This is a genomic window from Devosia sp. Root105 (assembly GCF_001424865.1).
GTDB lineage: Bacteria > Pseudomonadota > Alphaproteobacteria > Rhizobiales > Devosiaceae > Devosia_A.
Window position 1 is genome coordinate 148521 of record NZ_LMCR01000021.1, and the last position, 14589, is coordinate 163109.

The 14589-nt window shown below is 66.5% G+C and carries 14 protein-coding genes; 7 read left to right on the forward strand and 7 right to left on the reverse strand.

Annotation, left to right across the window (positions count from 1 at the left end; translation table 11 throughout):
• Positions 1-16: 16 nt before the first annotated feature.
• Positions 17-742, reverse strand: a complete 726-nt coding sequence (locus ASC68_RS27515) for an alpha/beta hydrolase-fold protein (RefSeq protein ID WP_055887598.1) — start codon at positions 740-742, stop codon at positions 17-19.
• 279 nt (positions 743-1021) lie between these two features.
• On the opposite strand from ASC68_RS27515, the gene ASC68_RS27520 reads away from it, so the two are divergent.
• Together ASC68_RS27520 and ASC68_RS27525 are read left to right on the forward strand one after the other, a co-directional pair.
• The gene (locus ASC68_RS27520) at positions 1022-1954 is read left to right on the forward strand and encodes a sulfite exporter TauE/SafE family protein (protein ID WP_055887600.1); all 933 of its coding nucleotides are present in this window, start codon (positions 1022-1024) and stop codon (positions 1952-1954) included.
• Positions 1954-2712, forward strand: coding sequence for a TIGR02186 family protein (locus ASC68_RS27525; protein WP_055887602.1), 759 nt, complete (start codon positions 1954-1956; stop codon positions 2710-2712). Before ASC68_RS27520 ends, ASC68_RS27525 begins: the two co-directional genes overlap by 1 nt.
• A gap of 198 nt (positions 2713-2910) precedes the next feature.
• On the opposite strand, the gene ASC68_RS27530 is transcribed toward ASC68_RS27525, so the two are convergent.
• The 3 genes from ASC68_RS27530 to ASC68_RS27540 all read right to left on the reverse strand — a co-directional run bounded on the left by ASC68_RS27530 (position 2911) and on the right by ASC68_RS27540 (position 7006).
• A complete protein-coding gene (locus ASC68_RS27530; protein WP_055887604.1) occupies positions 2911-3621 on the reverse strand; it encodes a head GIN domain-containing protein in 711 nt (236 codons plus the stop codon).
• Between the two features lie 113 nt (positions 3622-3734).
• Entirely contained in the window at positions 3735-4466 is a 732-nt protein-coding gene (gene pdeM, locus ASC68_RS27535; RefSeq protein WP_082528530.1) for a ligase-associated DNA damage response endonuclease PdeM, read from the reverse strand.
• Entirely contained in the window at positions 4463-7006 is a 2544-nt protein-coding gene (locus ASC68_RS27540; protein ID WP_055888006.1) for a ligase-associated DNA damage response DEXH box helicase, read from the reverse strand. The genes pdeM and ASC68_RS27540 overlap by 4 nt, the downstream gene beginning before the upstream one ends.
• Positions 7007-7217: 211 nt before the next feature.
• On the opposite strand from ASC68_RS27540, the gene ASC68_RS27545 reads away from it, so the two are divergent.
• The 3 genes from ASC68_RS27545 to ASC68_RS27555 all read left to right on the forward strand — a co-directional run bounded on the left by ASC68_RS27545 (position 7218) and on the right by ASC68_RS27555 (position 9870).
• Positions 7218-7898 carry a hypothetical protein gene (locus ASC68_RS27545; protein ID WP_055887607.1) on the forward strand — a complete coding sequence of 227 codons (681 nt, stop codon included), beginning with the start codon at positions 7218-7220 and terminating at the stop codon, positions 7896-7898.
• A gap of 66 nt (positions 7899-7964) precedes the next feature.
• Positions 7965-8453, forward strand: a complete 489-nt coding sequence (locus ASC68_RS27550; RefSeq protein WP_055887611.1) for a DUF2165 domain-containing protein — start codon at positions 7965-7967, stop codon at positions 8451-8453.
• Positions 8454-8529: 76 nt separating this feature from the next.
• Positions 8530-9870: an MATE family efflux transporter gene (locus tag ASC68_RS27555; RefSeq protein ID WP_055887614.1), complete on the forward strand. Its 1341-nt coding sequence runs from the start codon at positions 8530-8532 to the stop codon at positions 9868-9870.
• A 167-nt stretch (positions 9871-10037) separates the two neighbouring features.
• Here the strand turns inward: ASC68_RS27555 and ASC68_RS27560 are convergent, their stop codons facing one another.
• Together ASC68_RS27560 and ASC68_RS27565 are read right to left on the reverse strand one after the other, a co-directional pair.
• Complete coding sequence (locus ASC68_RS27560; RefSeq protein WP_055888009.1) at positions 10038-11114, reverse strand: quinone-dependent dihydroorotate dehydrogenase; 1077 nt, start codon at positions 11112-11114, stop codon at positions 10038-10040.
• A gap of 29 nt (positions 11115-11143) precedes the next feature.
• Positions 11144-11497 carry a DUF952 domain-containing protein gene (locus tag ASC68_RS27565; protein WP_055887618.1) on the reverse strand — a complete coding sequence of 118 codons (354 nt, stop codon included), beginning with the start codon at positions 11495-11497 and terminating at the stop codon, positions 11144-11146.
• 154 nt (positions 11498-11651) lie between these two features.
• Between ASC68_RS27565 and ASC68_RS27570 the strand changes: the two genes are divergently transcribed.
• Positions 11652-12296, forward strand: a complete 645-nt coding sequence (locus tag ASC68_RS27570; RefSeq protein ID WP_055887623.1) for a helix-turn-helix transcriptional regulator — start codon at positions 11652-11654, stop codon at positions 12294-12296.
• Positions 12293-12895, forward strand: a complete 603-nt coding sequence (locus ASC68_RS27575) for a dienelactone hydrolase family protein (protein WP_055887626.1) — start codon at positions 12293-12295, stop codon at positions 12893-12895. The genes ASC68_RS27570 and ASC68_RS27575 overlap by 4 nt, the downstream gene beginning before the upstream one ends.
• Positions 12896-12906: 11 nt before the next feature.
• Here the strand turns inward: ASC68_RS27575 and ASC68_RS27580 are convergent, their stop codons facing one another.
• Positions 12907-14520 (reverse strand): lysine--tRNA ligase, encoded by a 1614-nt coding sequence (locus ASC68_RS27580; protein ID WP_055887630.1) that lies wholly within the window; start codon positions 14518-14520, stop codon positions 12907-12909.
• Positions 14521-14589: the final 69 nt, after the last annotated feature.

Below are 14589 nucleotides of genomic sequence, written 5' to 3' on the forward strand. Positions count from 1 at the left end.
CCAGCGCGTTCCGGGCTCACCCGGAGCCGAACGCCCAGCGCACCATCCTGACGAACTCGGCTTGCCAGAATGGGTCGCCATGGTTGCCGGCGCGCTCGTTCATGACGACATCCGCGCCGGCGACCCGCAGGGCCTCGGCCCAGCGGTTTGCGTTCTCGAGGAAGAAAGGTTCGAGGGTGCCAGCGGTGAGGTAGGCTCGCGGCAACATTTTTGGCATGACCGCAGGCGGGCGGTACCCCGCCCCGGGAGAGGCGGCGAACACGGTGTGGTAGCGATCCGGGTGTCGCATCCCCATGGCGAGGGAGAGTTCGGCGCTCGCCGATACACCAGCGACCGCGGTGCGCTCGGCCGGCAGCGCCGCACCGAACCTCGATCGGACCCATTCGCCGAGGCTATGAACAAAAAACTGCTCGTGCGCCGCAAAGCGCGCCGGATCAATCGGGGGCGAATACTCGCCCAGCCTGAGCATCTCGTCCTCGGACGTAACCCTATGGGCGCCGACGATCATGGTCGGCACTGTGCCCACCGCTTCGAGACAGGCGCCCCACCCGGAAATCAACTGGCCGTCGCCAGCAAACACCACGGCCTCGGGACGGCCGGGCGGCAGGTACACGGTGACCTTCCGACCGCCATCGTAGTCAAAGGTCTCGGTGACGAACTCACCGACGACAGGATCGGCGCGGGGCGGTTCCGGAACACTCTCGTCCCCCCTGTCGCGGTCCGGGTCGTCAGCAGGTGCCACGTTGCCCTCCGCCTTTCCGGCATCCGGTTGGTATTGCGAGCGCTGAGAAGTACTGGCTGCCGGTTGATAACAAGGCAGTCCGTCTGGGTCCACATCCACCTGGTTACCGGCGACACGTGGAACGGCTTAAGTCCCATATTCCCGACCCACCCGGTAGGCTAACCTCGCCTTTGTATTTTGCTGCTAATGCTCGGTGGCATTTCGCGAAAAACCGTCGCATTTCCGTCGCGGCCTCACGCTAGAGCCTCGGGAATGCCCTAGTGCTATTGGACGCCCCACGTGCAGGTCTATCTGCCGATCGCCGAGCTTTCGATGAACCTGTTCTTCCTTGTGGGGATCGGGGGCGCGGTCGGGTTCCTGTCGGGGCTGTTCGGGGTGGGCGGCGGGTTCCTGCTGACGCCACTGCTGATCTTTTCGGGCGTCCCGTCCTCGGTCGCGGTGGCCTCGGTAACCGGCCAGGTGGTGGCGGCTTCCACCTCCGGGGCGCTCAGCTACTACCGGCGCGGGCAGATCGACCTGCATATGGCGCTCTACCTGGTGCTGTCGGGTGTGCTTGGGGCGTTCGGCGGCGTTGCGACCTTCCAGGTGCTGCGCGCCGCTGGCCAACTCGATCTCGTCATCTCGCTCGGCTTCTTGATCCTCCTCGGTTTCGTCGGCACGTTGATGCTGATCGAGGCGGCGCGCGCCATCATGAAGCGCCGTGCAGGGATCGTGGTGCGGGAAAAGCTGCCCAACCAGCACAACTGGTTCCACGGCCTGCCGTGGCGGGTGCGATTCAAGAAATCGCGGCTCTATATCTCGGTGATCCCGGTGCTGGCGCTGGGTGTCGCCATCGGCTTTGTCGGGTCGCTCTTGGGCATCGGCGGCGGCTTCATCCTGGTGCCGGCGCTGGTCTACATCCTCAGGATGCCCGGCAATATGGTGATCGGCACCTCGCTGCTGCAGGTGGTGGCGATGATGGCGGCGACCACCATCCTCCACGCCGTGTCGAGCCAGAGCGTCGATATCCTGCTCGCCTTCTGCCTGATGGTCGGCGGCACAGTGGGGGCGCAGTTCGGCGCTTCGGCCGGCAAATACCTGCGTGGCGAACAGCTGCGCGCACTGCTCGCCATCCTCGTTCTCGCCGTCGCCATCCGCTTCGGCATCAGCCTGGTGCTGACCCCGGGCGATGTCTATTCGACCGCCGTGATCGGCGCGTCGGGGGTGATCTGATGCGCCGGCTGCTGCTCGCGCTGGCGCTGGTCCTCGCCGCCTCGCCGGCCTCTGCCGAGCGGCTGGTGACGCAGGTCAGCCAGGACGAGGTGTCGATCACCTCGAGCTTTGCCGGCCAGACCCTGACGCTGTTCGGATCGATCGAGCCGGAAGTGGGCGCCGAGCAGCGCTTCGTCGAAGGCCCCTATCACGTCATCATCACCGTCACCGGGCCGCTGCAGAACCGGGTGGCGCGGCGCAAGACCAACCAGTTCGGCATCTGGCTCAACACCTCGCAGGCCGAGTTCGAGCGCTTCCCCTCGTTCTACCAGGTGCTGAGCGACGCGCCGCTGAGCAACATCACCGACCCGATCACGCTGGCGGAAAAGGAAATCCCACTCGACAGCCAGGCGCGCTACACCGCCAAAGCCGGCTGGTGGGATGCCACGGTGTTCGGCGGCGAACTCACCCGGCTGATGCAGCAGAAGGGCATGTTCAAGCTCAACGAGAACGGCGTGGTGTTCCGTTCGGACACTTTCTACTTCGCGCAGGTGGCGCTGCCGTCCGACGCGCCGCCGGGGCCTTATCTCGCGCACACCTACCTGATCAAGAACGGCCAGGTGATCGCCGAGAAGTCCGACGGGTTCTCGGTGAGGAAGATCGGCTTTGAGCGCTTCCTCGGCCAATCGGCGCGCACGCAGCCCCTGCTCTACGGCTTGGTCTGCGTGGCGCTGGCGCTGTTCACCGGCTGGCTCGGTGGCGTGGTGTTCAAGCGGTAGGGCGAGACCTTCCCGCCCGGGCCGGCGTCATCCCCACCTGCGCGCATACGCGCAAAGTTAGGGTCGTGCCCCACCACCGGGTCATTCCCGCGAAAGCGGGAACCTCTGTTTTGTGCCTGCCGCACGATCGCAAACGGTGTTCCCCGCTTTCGCGGGGATGACCCGGTGGGCTTAACCAAACCCAGGTTGTGCCTAAGCCTAGTTCTCCAGCTTGATATCGCTGCCGCTGCTCGCTTCCTGGTCGACCTCGGCTGGGTTGCCGTAGATGCTGAGGTCGGAGCCCGACGAGGCGTTGGCCTTGATCGACTTCGAGGCATAGACCTCGAGGTCGGAACCACTGGAGGCGTTGGCATCCATGGTGGCACAGAGCAGGTCTTCGGCATCGAGGTCGGAGCCGGACGAGGCGTTGGCCTTGCCGTCGACGCAGGTGCCTTCGACCTTGAGTCCGGCGCCGGAGGAGGCGTCAAGATCGATGGACTTGCCGGCGACGCCGCTGAGCGACAGGTCGGCGCCGCTCGAAACCCCGAACTCCAGCGCGTCGCCGGTCACTCCGGTAGCGACGACATCGGAGCCGGCACTGGCTTCGAGCTTGCTGAGCGCCGGCACGGTGATGGTGAGCTTGATCTGGTCGCGGTCGCCGAAGGTGAAGATGTCGAAGAAGCTCCAGTCGTAGTAGGCCTTCAGCGTAGTGCCCTCGACCTTGAGCTGCAGGTCGTCGAGCAGGCGCTTGTCCTTGGCCTCAGCAGTGATCGACTGCGTACCGCCGACAGTGACGATGGCATCGATCCCAGACGAAATATCGAGCGCGGTGAAGGCCGGCAGGTCGACGGTGCGGCTCTCCGCTAACGCCGGCGCAGCGAGGAGCAACAGGGCCGCCGAGGCGGCAGCGAGTTTCACGATCCCATGCATGTCGAAGGTGTCCCGTTCGTTTGAGGCTGACACGTGGGTGGTGTGTTACATGCCGATCAAGGGTTCGGGACCGGAATATTTTCGGGCACGTACCTGAAGCCGGCTCCCGTCGCTCAGCAGGCGTCGGAGCCGGGCACCAGCCGCTTCGGGCTCACCGGGTACACCCGCCCCCGCCCGATCATCGCCACCTCGAGGGTCGGCCAGTGCAGCAGACCGACGAATGCCGGACTGAGGATATTGAGGCTGCCGGTAGCGGAGCCGTAGGCGGGGAGCACAAACAGCCGGCCATCGTGGACGAAACACGGGCGGCGCACCGAGCGGCCGTTCATCGCCACATGGGCAGCGGGGTGGAGGTGGCCGGCGATGACGCCCTGCCCCGCTCCGGGCTCATGCGTCAGCGTCAGCCCGGCGCGGCTGAGGCCGGTGACGCAAACGCCGCCGAGGCTGTGCGGGGCGGGATCGTGGTTGCCCGAAATCCAGGTCCAACGGGCCTTGCCCATCAGGGTGGCGAGCCGCAGGCGGTCGGCCGGCTGCAGTGTCGAAGTGCCCTCGTCGCGGTGAAAACTATCGCCCAGCGCGACAACTTCGGTGGCGCCGGTCGCAGCGATGTCGGCCTCGAGGCGGCGCAGCGTCAAGGCGGTATCATAGGGCGGCAGCAGGCTGCCGCGCCTGGCGAAGGACGAGAGCTTTTCTAGGTGCAGGTCGGCGACCAGCAACACGCCCTCGGCGGCCCACCACAGGGCGCCCGAGGGGAGCGGCTCGAAGCTGTGACCGGCGAAATGCAGGTACACGGGGTCGCCCCTGTCATCGATCGGGGCAGTGCGCGCTGCCCAGGCTGAAGTCAATTCGCCCGTTTCCTCATCTCGCTTGACGCGGGGCTGACGCCCATGGCCTCGGCGATCAGTTCCTCGGCGGCTTCGGCCATGGTGCTTTCGCGGGCCTCGCCGACCACCGGAACCTTTCCGATATCGAGCAATACCGGTACCGCCAATGGCGAGATTCGGTCGAGCGGCTTGTGCACGATGTGACGCTTGATGCGGGCGAGCATGTGGCCGAGCCGCTCGATGTCGAGCAGCCCGCGGGCAGCGTCGCGGCGGGTGGCCTGGATCAGGATGTGGTCGGGCTCGTGCTGGTAGAGCACATCGTAGATGATGTCGGAGGAGACGGTGATCTGTCGCCCGGTCTTCTCCTTCTGGCCCGGGTGCCGGCGCTCGATCAGCCCGGCGATGATGGCGCAGTTGCGGAAGGTGCGGCGCATCAGCTGGCTCTCGTCGAGCCAGGCCTCGAGATCGTCGCCCAGCATATCCTCGTCGAACAGGTCGTCGAGCGACAGCCGGTCGGTGCGGATCAGCGCCGAAAAATCGCCCAGGCCCCAGACGGCGAGCGAGTAGTCAGACGCGACGAAGCCGAGTGGGCGGGCGCGGGCCCGCTCCAGCCGACGGGTCAAGAGCATCCCCAGCGTCTGGTGCGCCAACCGCCCCTCGAACGGGTAGCAGACGAGGTAGTTCTGCGCGCCGCGCGGGAAGGTCTCGACCAGCAGCGAGTCCTCGGCAGGCAGGATCGAGGCCTCCTGCTGCAGACGCAGCCAGTCGCTCACCTGGTCGGGCAACAGGTGCCATTGGTCGGGATGGGCGAGGAGCTTGCGCACTCCGTCGGCGAGGAAGGTGGAGAGCGGGAACTTGCCGCCCATATAGGAGGGGATTTTCGGGTCCTTGCCCTGCGAGCGCGAGACATAGGCCTCGCTCTCGAACATCCCCTCGTAAGCGACGATCTCCGAACCGAACAGGAACGTGTCGCCTTTGGTGAGGGTGGTGAAGAAGTACTCCTCCATCTCGCCCAGCACCCGGCCGAAGCGGCCGATCGGGCCGGTGGTAGCGCCCTTGGTGAAGCCGCGGCCCTTGACCAGCCGCACCTTCACCATCGGCTCCTCGACGATGGTGCCGATATTGAGCCGGTATTGCTGGGCCACCTGTGGGTTGGAGATGCGGAACTTGCCGTCGCCGGTCTGGCGGAGCTTGGCATAGCGCTCATAGGCGCGCAGCGCATAGCCGCCGGTGGCGACGAAATCGACGGTACGCTCGAACTGCTCCCAGCTGAGCTCGCGATAGGGCCAGGCGCGGCGGATCTCGGCGTGCAGCGCGAGCGGATCGAAGGCATCGGCGCAGGCCATACCGAGGATGTGCTGCGCCAGCACGTCGAGGCCGCCCGATACCGGATCCTCGCTGTCCTGGTGGTTGTGCTCGACGGCTTCCAGCGCTGCCTCGCACTCCAGCACCTCGAAGCGGTTGGAGGGGACGAACAGCGCCTTGCTCGGTTCATCCAGCCGGTGATTGGCGCGCCCGATGCGCTGCAGCATGCGGCTTGCGCCCTTGGGAGCGCCGACCTGCACCACGAGATCGACATCGCCCCAGTCGATGCCGAGGTCGAGCGTCGAGGTGCAGACCACCGCGCGGAGCCGGCCTTCGGACATCGCTGCCTCGACCTTGCGCCGCTGCTCCACCGCCAGCGAGCCGTGATGCATGGCGATGGGCAGCATGTCCTCGTTGGCCTGCCAGAGTTCCTGGAACAGCATCTCGGCCTGGCTGCGCGTGTTGACGAACAAGAGCGTCGTCTTGTGGTCCTTGATGGTGCGGTAGAGATCGGGGATGGCGTAGAGCGAGGAGTGTCCGGCCCAAGGGATCACCTCAGCAGACTTCAGAATTTCGATATGCGGCTTCGCTCCGCCCTGCCCCATCAGCAACCGCGCCTCGGCGCCCGGCACCGGGCTCGCGATCCAATCGCGCAACAGGTCCGGGCGGGCCACGGTGGCGCTGAGCGCCGTGATCCGGAGTTGGGGCGCGATCGAGCCGAGCCGCGCGACACCGAGCGACATCAGCTCGCCGCGCTTGTTGGTGACCATGGCGTGCAGCTCGTCGAGCACGACGCGCCGGAGCGAGCCGAACAGCTTGCCGGAGTCCGGATGGCTCAGCAGCAGCGCCAGTTGCTCGGGCGTGGTCAAGAGGATCTGCGGCGGATCGAAACGCTGCCGCTGCCGCCGGTGTGACGGAGTATCGCCGGTGCGGGCCTCGACCCTGATGCCAAGGCCCATCTCGCTGATCGGCGTCATCAGGTTGCGCTGCACGTCGACCGCCAGCGCCTTGAGCGGCGAGAGGTAGAGCGTGTGCAGCCCGGGCCGCGGGTGCTCGATCAGGTCGTTGATGGTGGGCAAAAACCCGGCCAGCGTCTTGCCGGCGCCGGTCGGGGCGATCAGCAGCGCCGAGTCCCCGGCCTCGGTCGCCTCCAGCACCGCAAGCTGATGCGCGCGCGGCGCCCAGCCCTTGCCGGCGAACCAGTCGGTGATCTCTGAGCGGAGGGGCAAGGGGCGTTCCCGGTTTGTGCCTAGTATGGGGGGAGGCGGTGGAAGGGGCAAGAGCACTTGCTTCAGCGTGTGTGGCCCCCCCTCCCATCCTCCCCCACAAGGGGGGAGGTGCCGCTTCCGTTCACTTGGCACAAGCCGCACCACAAGCTCCCCTTCACCTCCCCCCTTGTGGGGGAGGCCGGGAGGGGGGTGGGCCACGGGCACGGAATCCGCTACGCCATTCGCCGGAGGCCCGCCAATGAACGACAACGAACAGCAAGTGTTGCAACTGAGGCCGGAGGCGGCGCTGGCGCTGCTGGTCGAGCGGGTGCAGCACATGCTGACCACCTACGACGGGCGCATCGCCATCGGGCTCGCCGGCGGGCCGGGGGTCGGCAAATCGACGCTGGCGGTGAAGCTGGTAGAGGCGCTGAACGCGGCAACCCCTGAGCTTGCCGCCTATGTGCCGATGGACGGCTTCCACATGCGGCACGCCAAGCTCGAGAGCCTCGGCACGGTGAAGGACAAGGGGGCGCCTCACACTTTCGAAGGCGCGGCGTTCGCCGAGTTCCTCGCTGGGGTGAAGGCGGCGACGGTGCAGGTGAGCGGCCCCGGCTATTCGCGCGAAATCGAGGACGTGGTGATTGACGCCTTCATCGTTCCGGCTGGCGCGCGGGTGCTGGTGGTCGAGGGCAACTACCTGCTGCTGGCCAATGCGCCGTGGTGGCAGGTGCGGCCGCTGCTCGACCTTGCGGTGTTCATCGACCTGCCGCGCCACACGGTGAAGGCGAGGCTGCTGGCACGGCATGCCGAGCACGGCCTGTTCACCGCCGAGCGCAACCGCGAACATATCGAGCGCGTCGACCTCGCCAACTACGATCTGGTAAAACGCTCCCGCGGCCGTGCCGATATCGCCATAGATCTGATGACCGAGCGCTGACCCGGCTACCGCCGCGCCCATGCGCCTGCTACGCATCTAAGGCGTCTCGGCGGCGGGGTCAGGTCCATGCTTGTTCGCTTCTGCAAGATCGGCTTCGTGGCGGTGGTGGCGCTGTTCTTTTCGGTCATCGCCTACGGCAACATCACCGATTACGACAGCAACTGGCAGTTCGTGCAGCATGTGCTGAGCATGGACACCATTTTCCCCAATTCGACGCTGAAGTGGCGGGCGATCACCGACCCGAACCTGCAGACCGCCGGATATTGGGGCATTATCGGCTGGGAGGCGCTGACGGCGCTGGTGCTGTGGATCGGCGTGATCCGGCTGCTCGCGGCCGTCTCCGGTCCGGGGTTCGCCCGCGCCAAGGGCATCGCCGCTGCCGGCCTCACCATGGGCTTTCTGTTGTTCGGGCTGGGTTTCGTCGTCGTCGGCGGTGAGTGGTTCGCCATGTGGCAGTCGGAAACCTGGAACGGCCAGCAGAAGGCCTTCGAGTTCATTTCGATGATCGGCCTTGCACTCGTCATACTGCTGTTGCCAGAACCGGCGGAGGCGTGACCGGGCCGCACGGCTGGCGTAGAGTTTAGCCCGTTCCATCGAATCGCCCACCCCGCCTCCATTTCAGACGGCCCAATTGACCCGACCGACCTATCCGTTCGACGTGCGCTCGCGCGACGTCTGGGCCATTGCGCTGCCCGCCTCGGTGGCCTTCATCACCGAGCCGCTGGCCGGGCTGGTCGATATCACGGTGATCGGCCGGCAGGGCGATGCGGCAATGCTGGGCGGCGTTGTGCTGGGCGCGCTGGTGTTCGATTTCATCTTCTCGATGGCGTATTTCCTGAGGACCGGCACGGCCGGGCTGACCGCCCAGGCGATCGGGGCGCGCGACCCGCGCGACGGCCTGCTGCATGTGGCGCGGGCCATCGGCATCGGAGTGATCGCCGCCGTGCTGATGATCGCGCTGCAGCTGCCGCTGCTGGCGCTGGCGAACCTCGCGATGGCGCCGACCGCCGGTGTCGCCGAGGCGTTGAAGCAGTATTTCGAGGTACGGATCTGGGCGGCGCCGTTCTCGCTGATCAACTATGCGCTGCTCGGCTGGTTCTATGGCCGGGCGCAGGCCAAGACCGGCATGATGCTGCAGATGCTGATCCACGGCATCGATATTCCGCTGTCGATCCTGTTCGTGATGAGCTTTGGCTGGGGCCCGCACGGTGCGGCGCTGGCGACGGTGATCGGCCAGGCCGCGGCGTGCCTCCTCGGCCTCGTGCTGCTGGTCCGGCATTTCGGCGGAGCCGGCAAGGTGGTGGCAATGATCGTGCCGGACGAGCTGTTCCACGGCCATGCGCTCAGACGGATGTTCGGGCTGAGCCGCGATCTGATGATCCGCTCGATCGCGCTGATGGGCGCCTATGCCTATTTTGCCGCGCAGGGCTCGCGACTGGGCGAAGTGCCGCTCGCCGCCAACGCCATCCTCCTCAACTTCCTGATGATCTCGGGCTTCTTCCTCGATGGCATCGCCCAGGCGGCCGAGCAGCTCTGCGGCAAGGCGGTCGGCGCCAACTGGCGGCCGGCCTTCGACCGCGCCTTCACCCTCGCATTCCGTTGGGGCACGCTGATCGCGGTCGGGCTGGCGCTGGTCTGGTTCGCCGGCGGCTGGTACCTGATCGACTTCATGACCACGAGCGAACCGGTGCGCGAATATGCCCGGATGTTCCTGTGGGTCGCGGCGCTCTCCTCGCTAACCGGCATGCCGGCCTTCGTGTTCGACGGCATTCTGGTGGGCGTCACGCTCAATACGGTGATGCGCAACGGCATGGTGCTGGCGCTCGGCCTGTTCCTCGCCGCCGCCGTGGTGCTGCAGGGGGCGTTCGGCAATACCGGACTGTGGATCTCGATCCACCTGTTCTTCCTCTGTCGCGCCGGGTTTTACTGGTGGGCGCTGGAGCGGAAGAAGGCGGGGTTGTTTGACGCGTAGCAGCGCAAGAGCAAGGCCCCACCCAGCGACGCTAGCTCGCTTCGCTCACAAGCTTTGCTGCCCTCCCCACAAGGGGGAGGGAGACGCAGGAACCGATAGCTTGCAGTCAGATCTCCCTCCCCCTTGTGGGGAGGGATCAAGGGTGGGGGTGGCCCCACGCTCGAACGCTAGAGGCTAGCTTTGCCCGAAGCCCATTCCGACGTCGTCAGCCCGGTCAGTTCCGATACCGACTTCAGCCCCCTGCTCCGCACCGCAGCGCTCAGCCCGCGCTTCAGCCGGTCGAGCATATCGAGCCCGCCGAACACCAGGGCCGAGTAGAGCTGGATCGCGTCGGCGCCGGCCTCGAACTTGGCCACGGCGCTCTCGGGCGAGTGGATGCCCCCAACTCCGATGATCGGGAGCTTGCCCACCCGCTGGCGGACCTGCGCCAGCTTCTGCGTCGCGAGGTTGAACAGCGGCTTGCCGGAGAGGCCGCCGGTTTCGGTGGCATTCTCCAGGCCCTGCACCGGGTCGCGGCTCAGCGTGGTGTTGGAGACGATCAGCCCGTCGAGATCGGTGGCGAGCACCACTTTAGCGATGCCGTCGAGCGCCTTCTCGTCGAGATCGGGGGCGATCTTCAGCAGCACCGGCACGCGCACCGAGGCTTTGGAGCGGGCCTTCAGCACCGCGGCCAGCAGCCGCGTCAGCGCCTCGTCGGCCTGAAGGTTCCTGAGGCCCGGAGTGTTGGGGGACGAGATGTTGACCGTCAGGTAATCGGCGACCTCGGCGAAGCGGGTGACGCCCGTGACATAGTCGGCGACGAAATCCTCAGAGTCCTTGTTGGCCCCGATATTGACCCCGAGGATGGCGCCGACATGCGCACCCTTCAGCCGGGCAAAGGCCGCGTCATGGCCCTCGTTATTGAAGCCCATGCGGTTGATCACCCCATCGGCCGGGGTGACCCGGAACAGCCGCGGCTTGGGGTTGCCGACCTGCGGGCGCGGCGTGACGGTGCCGATCTCGACCATGCCGAAGCCCATGCGGGCCAGCGGCTTGGGCACCTCCGCATTCTTGTCGAAGCCGGCCGCCATGCCGACCGGGTTCTTGAGGTCGAGCCCGCAAAGCGTGGTGTGCAGTTCGGGGGGATCGACGCCCTCCTGCTCCGGCGCGAGGCCGAGCCGCAGCGCCGCGATGGTGGCGCCGTGGGCGATCTCGGGGTCCATCTTCAGCAGCGTGTCACGGGTCAGGCCCGAGACCAGCGGCATACGGAGCAACGGGGAGAGACGCGAGAAGATCATTTGACCCAATCCGGCAGTGAGACGAGGCCGTCAGCCGGGACATCGAGCCGTGTCATGTTGGAAACCGCCGACATCGGCAAGCTGGCGAACAGATGCGGGAACAGATCGCCGCCGCGCGATGCCTCCCATTTCAGCGCCTCGCCGAGCGGCGCCGCGGGCACCTGGAACAGCACCTGATCGCCGAGCCCGGCGAAATAGAGCCGGATGGTTTCGCCGAGCTGTGGGGCGCTGGAGAAGTGGATATAGCCATCCTTGAGGTCGATCGGCTCGCCGACGAAGCGGCCGGCGGCGAGCGACGCCTCATAAATCTCGCGGCTCGCGACCTTGTAGATGAACTCCGGGGTGGCCACGGCATGCTCCTTGGATCGAACGCGCCGGACCCTAGAGAGTCAGGCCGCCGATCACAAGTTGGTCCGGCCCGCTTTACAAGCGTCTGGGCCAGGTTTTGGATAGGACTTGTTTCCGCGCGGAGACAGCATTCCTCGGGGAGCTCGACCGGAAAGCATGCTCTCGCATAGCGACATCTGGAACGCCATCGACACGATCGCCGGACGGCACGGGCTGTCGGCGTCCGGGCTGGCGCGGCTTGCGGGTCTGGATGCCACGGCGTTCAACCGATCCAAGCGGATCAGCAAGGACGGGCGCAAGCGCTGGCCTTCGACCGAGAGCGTCGCCAAGGTGCTGGAAGCGACCAACGAGAGTTTCGATGCCTTCCTCGCCGGCAGCGGCGCCTTTATGCAGGTACGGGCGCCGAACGCTACGCGGTCGTCTGTCCCACTGCTCGGTCTCGGGCAAGCCGGCTCGGGCGGCTTCTTCGATGCGGCCGGCTTCCCGCAAGGCCAGGGCTGGGACGAGGTGGCCTTCCCGTCGGCGCCCGAGGACGGCAGCTACGCCCTAGAAGTCTCGGGCGACTCGATGCAACCGCTCTATCGCGATGGCGACATCATCGTGGTGTCCCCCACCATGCAGATGCGCCGTGGCGATCGCGTGGTGGTGCGCACGAGGGCCGGCGAGGTGCTGGTCAAAGTGCTGTACCGGCTGACCCCGAAGCTGGTCGAACTCCACTCGCTCAACCCCGCCCATCCACCGCGCATCCTCGCGATGAAGGACGTCGAGGGTATGGGCCGCATCGTCTGGGCCAGCCAGTGACCGAACAACTCGAGATCGTCCTGCCCCCTGACGGCAGCGGGCCGGGTGTGCTGGTCATCCATCCGTGGTGGGGCCGCAACCAGACAGTGCTGGATTTTGGCCGGCGCCTCGCCGAGCGCGGCTTCGTCGTCGGGCTGGCCGACGCCTTCGAGGGTAACGTCGCGACCGAGCGCGATACGGCGCAGGGGCTGCTGGAGCGCTACTGGCAATCGGCCCCGGCGCTGCTCGCCGACAATGTCCGCACCCTGGCCGCACATGCGGCGGTGACCGGTGGCGTCGGTGGGCTGGGCTTTTCGTTCGGCGGTTTCCAGTTGCTCCAGCTACAGGAGGAGCTGCCGCTCAGGCGCGTCGTCACCTATTACGCCGACCGCGAAGTCAGGTTGAAGGTGCCGGTGCTCGGCCACTTCGCCGAGACCGACCCGTTCGCTGACGATCAGGACGGGATGATCAGAAAGCTCGAGGCCGCCGGTCCGCCGAGCGCCGCCATCGTCTACCCCGGCACCACGCACTGGTTCGCCGAAGCCGACCGGCCGGAATATGATGCCGCGGCCGCCGAGGCGGCGTTCGAACGCTCGGTGGCGTTCCTCCGCGCCGACTGAGCGTCAGCCGTTCAATCGGCTGCAGTGACCAGCTTGCCGGCCAGCGCATCGGCGATCAGCTTGCGGGTCTCGGCCACGCCGTAAAGCGCGATGAACGAGCCGAAGCGCGGGCCCTGGTCGGCGCCGAGCAGCACCTGATAGATGGCGCCGAACCAATCGCGCAGCGGATCGAAGGCGTGCGCATTGCCGACCGCATAGACGATGTCCTGCAGTTCCTTGGCCTCGAGCGCTTCCTTGCCGGCGAGTTGGTCGGCGAGATCCTGCAACGCGGCGCGTTCCTTGTCAGTGGGAGCGCGGAACGTCTTGGTCGGCTTCACCTCGTCGTTGAAGTACCGCACCGCATAACCCGCGAGCCGGTCGAGCTCGGGGTTGGTCAGCGGCGTCTCGCCTGGCAGGCGGCGCGAGATGTAGTTCCACAGCGCCGACTTCTCATGCGCGTTGGCAGCCGAGGCGAGGTTGAGCAGCAGCCCGAAGGAGATCGGCATATCGACCACCGGGACCTTGCCCGAATGGATGTGGAAGGCCGGGTTCTCGAGCGCAGCTGCCGCGTCCTGGCCGTTATAGGCGGCGACGTGCTGGTAATACTCATCGACGGCACGCGGGATCACGTCGAAATAGAGGCGCTTGGCCACCCGCGGCTTCTGGAACATGTAGAGGCTGAGGGTCTCGGTGCCGGCATAGGTCAGCCACTCGTCGATGGTCAGCCCGTTGCCCTTCGACTTCGAGATCTTCTGGCCCAGGTCATCGAGGAACAGCTCATAGACATAGTGCTCGGGTGGGGTGCCGCCGAGGATGGCGCAGATCTTGTCGTAGAGGTGCTGGTTGGTCTGGTGGTCCTTGCCGAACATCTCGAAATCGACGCCCAGCGCCGCCCAGCGCATGCCGAAATCCGGCTTCCACTGCAGCTTCACATGCCCGCCGGTGACCGGCAGGGTGGCGTCGCGCCCATCCTCGTCGACGAAGGTGATGGTGCCGGCCTTGGCATCGACGTGCTTCATCGGCACGTAGAGCACGCGGCCCGAAATCGGCGAGATCGGCAGGAACGGCGAATAGGTCGCCTGCCGCTCCTCGCCGAGGCTGGGGAGCATCACCGCCATGATCTCCGCATAGCGCTCGGCGGCGCGCAGCAGCACCTCATCGAAGCGGCCGGCCTTGTAGTACTCGGTGGCGCTGGCGAACTCGTAGTTGAAGCCGAAGGTATCGAGGAAGCGCCGCAACATGGTGTTGTTGTGGTCGCCAAAGCTCGGATAATCGCCGCCGAACGGGTTCGGCACAGCGGTCAGCGGCATCTGCAGGTAAGGCTCGAGCGCGGCGCGATCCGGCACATTTTCCGGGATCTTGCGCATGCCGTCCATATCGTCGGAGAAGCAGAGCAGCCGGGTCGGGATCTCGTCGCGGGTCAGGAGCCGAAAGGCAGTGCGGACCATGGTGGTGCGCGCCACTTCGCCGAACGTGCCGATATGCGGCAGGCCCGAGGGACCGTAACCGGTTTCGAACAGCACTTCTTCCAGCCCCAGCCGCTCGACCCGAGCCACCAGTTTCCGGGCTTCCTCGAACGGCCAGGCGCGCGCCGTCTGGGCGGCGTCGAAGAAGGCGGGGTCGAGGGTCGGAAGCGGCGCGGGCACGGCAGGCCTCAGATGCTGAGTGGGGAGAAGGCGCTCAATTGCACCAGCCGGCTACGGGCGTCAATGGGA